Source organism: Paraburkholderia monticola, from assembly GCF_001580545.1.
GTDB classification, from domain to species: domain Bacteria; phylum Pseudomonadota; class Gammaproteobacteria; order Burkholderiales; family Burkholderiaceae; genus Paraburkholderia; species Paraburkholderia monticola.
Map to the genome: position 1 here is coordinate 1 of NZ_LRBG01000024.1, position 3,819 is coordinate 3,819.

Sequence of the window (3,819 nt, forward strand, 5' to 3'; positions counted from 1 at the left end):
CGGCATTCCGCATCAAGCGCCCACACTTATCGGCTGTTAGTTTTTAAAGATCGATCCGCGCACTGCGCAGCACCTGACTACCCGGCACCGCTTCGTTTGCGTCGCTGCATCAGCAGCAGAGAACGAGATTATGTCGGCTGTTTCTCGCCTCGTCAATACCCCTTTTCGCTTTCGCTTAAAAAACGTTGCCGCTCACTTCCGCGCCGCGTTGACGACAGCTTCGACGGGAACGGCATTGGCCATCGCCGCGTAGCCCGCATCACTCGGATGGATGTGATCGCCGCTGTCGAAGGCACGCTGCAGACGGTCCGGTTGCGCCCGGTCACGCAACGCCGCATCGAAGTCGACAACGCCGTCGAATGCATGACTGGTCCGGATCCACTGATTTACGGCCAGTCGAATGTTTTCTCGCTCCGGCGGTAGCGACGCCGGCGTCAGCGTCGCACCGAACACCTTGACGCCATTGCGCCGCGCGGCCGCGATCACTCGCTGGTATCCCGCGATCAGATCGGCGGCCGTGACCGACGTATGCGGAAAATCACAGTCGAGTCCGCCATGAGGCGGCATTGCCGCAAAGTTGATGTCGTTGATACCGATCAGCACGATCGCCGCCTTGATGCCGGGACGCCGCAAAACGTCTCGCTCGAAGCGGCTCGCGAGCGCGTCGCCATAGCAAGGCGAGTCGCTCAGAAGCCGGTTGCCGCTGATGCCGAGGTTCACAATCGCGGTTGATTCCGCGCCGCCCGCCAGCCGGCGAGCCAGCGCATCCGGCCAGCGGCGGTTCTGGTTCAAGCTGGAGCGCATGCCGTCGGTGATCGAGTCCCCGATCGCCGCCACGGCAGCCGACTGCGGCGCCGCCTCCACCGACAAGCCCGTGACCCACACATATTGCGTGAAGCGGCCACGGAACGCCGCAGCCGACGCGTCGGCCGCATGATTGCCGGGCTCGGACACGTAGTTCACCTGATTCGACACACGGTGCCACGCGGCGATCCGTTGATCAGCCCCCATAAACGCGCTGATCGCATAGGGCGCGCCTTCGACGACGTCGATCGCGATCGGATCGCTGTCCAACTCCCCACCCGGCGGAATGCTGACCGCGCTCTTGCCGCCAAACGTCACGCGGCTACCGCCGCCCTCTACCGCTGCCGCGGCGCCGGCCGAGCGCGCGATGCGCAATTCTTCGATGACGAGCGGCGTCCTGCCATACACATTACTGAGATGAATTCGCGCCGACTTCCCCGACAAGGTCGGAAAAACGATCTGTCGAACCGTCCGTCCAGCGACTTCCGGCGCGCGATACAGCGCCGGCAACTCAGCCCTCTGCGGAATCGGTTGCAGCGCGGTCGCCCAAACGGCGACCCAATGCTCGGGCGCTTCGGCAGCGAGCGCGCTCGAGGAAACGACAATAGGAGCAAATTGGGCAAGCAGTGCCGCGCCACATGCGGCAACCAGGGTGCGAAGGGTCATTCGGAGGATGGGTTCGAGGCGAAACGGGCATTGTGCCCGATCGCCGCGGCAATCGTCGGCCATTGCGGCCAACGCCACCTTGCCCCTGCACTCCGTGGCCGTGCCCGCTCGAACTTACGCCGCTTGCTGACTCATGATCTTTAGCGCGACCGCTTCGGCGACCTCGATCCCGTCGATCGCCGCCGAGTAGATCCCGCCCGCATACCCCGCGCCCTCGCCCGCCGGATAGAGCCCCTGGACATTAACGCTCTGGTAATCGTCCCCGCGACGCACGCGTACCGGCGACGACGTTCGGGTCTCGACGCCGGTCAGCACGGCGTCATGCATCGCGAAACCGGCGATTTTTTTCTCCATCTGCGGTAGCGCTTCGCGAATCGCCTCGATCACGTAGTCGGGCAGCGCCGTGCTGAGATCGGTTGGCCGCACTCCCGGTTTGTAAGACGGCACGACCGAGCCGAGCGACGTGGACGGCCGCCCCGCGATGAAATCGCCGACGAGTTGCCCCGGCGCCATATAGTTACTGCCGCCGAGTTCGAACGCCCGCTCTTCCCACTTGCGCTGGAACGCGATGCCGGCAAGCGGGCCGCCCGGGTAGTCATCTGGCGTAATGCCGACCACGATACCCGCGTTCGCGTTGCGCTCCGCGCGCGAGTACTGGCTCATGCCGTTCGTGACCACGCGCCCCGGCTCCGACGTGGCCGCCACCACGGTGCCGCCCGGACACATGCAGAAGCTATATACCGCGCGGCCGTTGCTACAGTGGTGCACCACCTTATAGTCGGCTGCGCCGAGCTGTTTGTGACCGGCGAATTTGCCAAAACGGCTGCGATCGATCACACCCTGCGGATGCTCGATCCGGAAGCCGAGCGAGAACGGCTTCGCCTCCACGTACACGCCGCGGTCGAACAGCATCTGAAACGTGTCGCGCGCGCTATGGCCGACTGCCAGCACGACGTGGTCGCAGCGCAGCGCCTCGCCAGTCGACAGCTTCAGCCCGCGCACCTGCCCGTTGTCGATGTCGATGTCTTCGACACGCGTCTCGAAGCGCACCTCGCCACCCAGCTCGTGGATGCTCGCACGCATCTTCTCGACCATGCTGACGAGCCGGAACGTGCCGATATGCGGACGGCTCAGGTACAGAATGTCCTCCGGCGCACCGGCCCGCACGAATTCGTCGAGCACCTTGCGGCCGTAGTGCTTCGGGTCCTTGATCTGGCTATAGAGCTTGCCGTCCGAAAAAGTACCCGCGCCGCCTTCGCCGAACTGCACGTTCGATTCGGGATTCAGCACGGATTTGCGCCACAGGCCGAAGGTGTCCTTGGTGCGCTCGCGCACGGCCTTGCCGCGCTCGAGGATGATCGGGCGGAAGCCCATCTGCGCGAGGATCAGGCCCGCGAACAGGCCGCACGGCCCCATGCCGATCACGACCGGGCGCGGCGTGCTCAGTTGCGCGGGCGCTTTGGCGACGAACTTGTAGCTCATGTCGGGCGTCAAGCCGCAATGCGGCACGTCGGCGAGCCGCTTCAGCGCGGCCGCTTCATCCTTGACCTCAACATCGACGATGTAGGTGAGCTTGATGTCGGCGCGCTTGCGCGCGTCGTGCGCGCGGCGAAACACGGTGTATCGGATGAGGCCTTCCCGCGCCACGCCGAGTTCCGCGAGGCGCGCACGGATGGCGGCTTCGAGGGCGCTTTCGGGGTGATCGAGCGGGAGTTTGATTTCGCTTAGACGTAACATGAGTACCGGAGACGCAAGTGGGCCGCAAATCGCGGCCAATTCGCAATTTTACCGGCGTAAGTGTCGGAACGGGGTGGCGGTCGGTCAGGAACCGCGCGAGCGCCCGAAACCTCGCCCAGCCATCAATCATGCCTGGACGCGCGGAGCACCTCCCTCGATCTCAAAGCCTGTTCACGAAAAATTTATTAACCGACCGGTCGGTTGGTTTATACTACGCCGACACAGACTACTCCCTCGGAGAGCGTCCCTCATGTACACCCAATCCCTCGATATCCCCGGCAACGTCGCCCCGCTCGATGCGGACGCGAATTCGCCTGAACAGGCGCGCTTCGACGCGGTGATGGCCGCCGACGGCAAGATCGAGCCGCAGGACTGGATGCCCGACGCCTACCGCAAAACGCTGGTGCGGCAGATCTCGCAGCATGCGCATTCGGAGATCGTCGGCATGCTGCCCGAGGGCAACTGGATCACGCGCGCGCCCAGCCTCAAGCGCAAGGCGATCCTGATCGCCAAGGTGCAGGGCGCAGCCGGTCACGTGCTCTACCTGTCCAGCCCTCGCCCACCGCCCGCCGCTACACCGCACCACGCCGTCCCAGCGCTGCCCGTGCTACA

General features: G+C 64.7%; 3 protein-coding genes. 1 reads left to right on the forward strand and 2 read right to left on the reverse strand.

Translation table 11 applies throughout. The features are described from left to right. Positions 1 to 192 precede the first annotated feature (192 nt). Together CI15_RS19365 and CI15_RS19370 are read right to left on the reverse strand one after the other, a co-directional pair. Positions 193 to 1,470 (reverse strand): SGNH/GDSL hydrolase family protein, encoded by a 1,278-nt coding sequence (locus CI15_RS19365; RefSeq protein WP_062129930.1) that lies wholly within the window; start codon positions 1,468 to 1,470, stop codon positions 193 to 195. Between the two features lie 114 nt (positions 1,471 to 1,584). Then, the gene (locus CI15_RS19370) at positions 1,585 to 3,207 is read right to left on the reverse strand and encodes an NAD(P)/FAD-dependent oxidoreductase (RefSeq protein WP_062129932.1); all 1,623 of its coding nucleotides are present in this window, start codon (positions 3,205 to 3,207) and stop codon (positions 1,585 to 1,587) included. A 250-nt stretch (positions 3,208 to 3,457) separates the two neighbouring features. Here CI15_RS19370 and CI15_RS19375 point away from each other — a divergent pair. Continuing rightward, positions 3,458 to 3,819 (forward strand): Phenylacetic acid catabolic protein (locus CI15_RS19375; protein WP_241495869.1); only part of this gene is annotated, 362 nt, incomplete at its 3' end.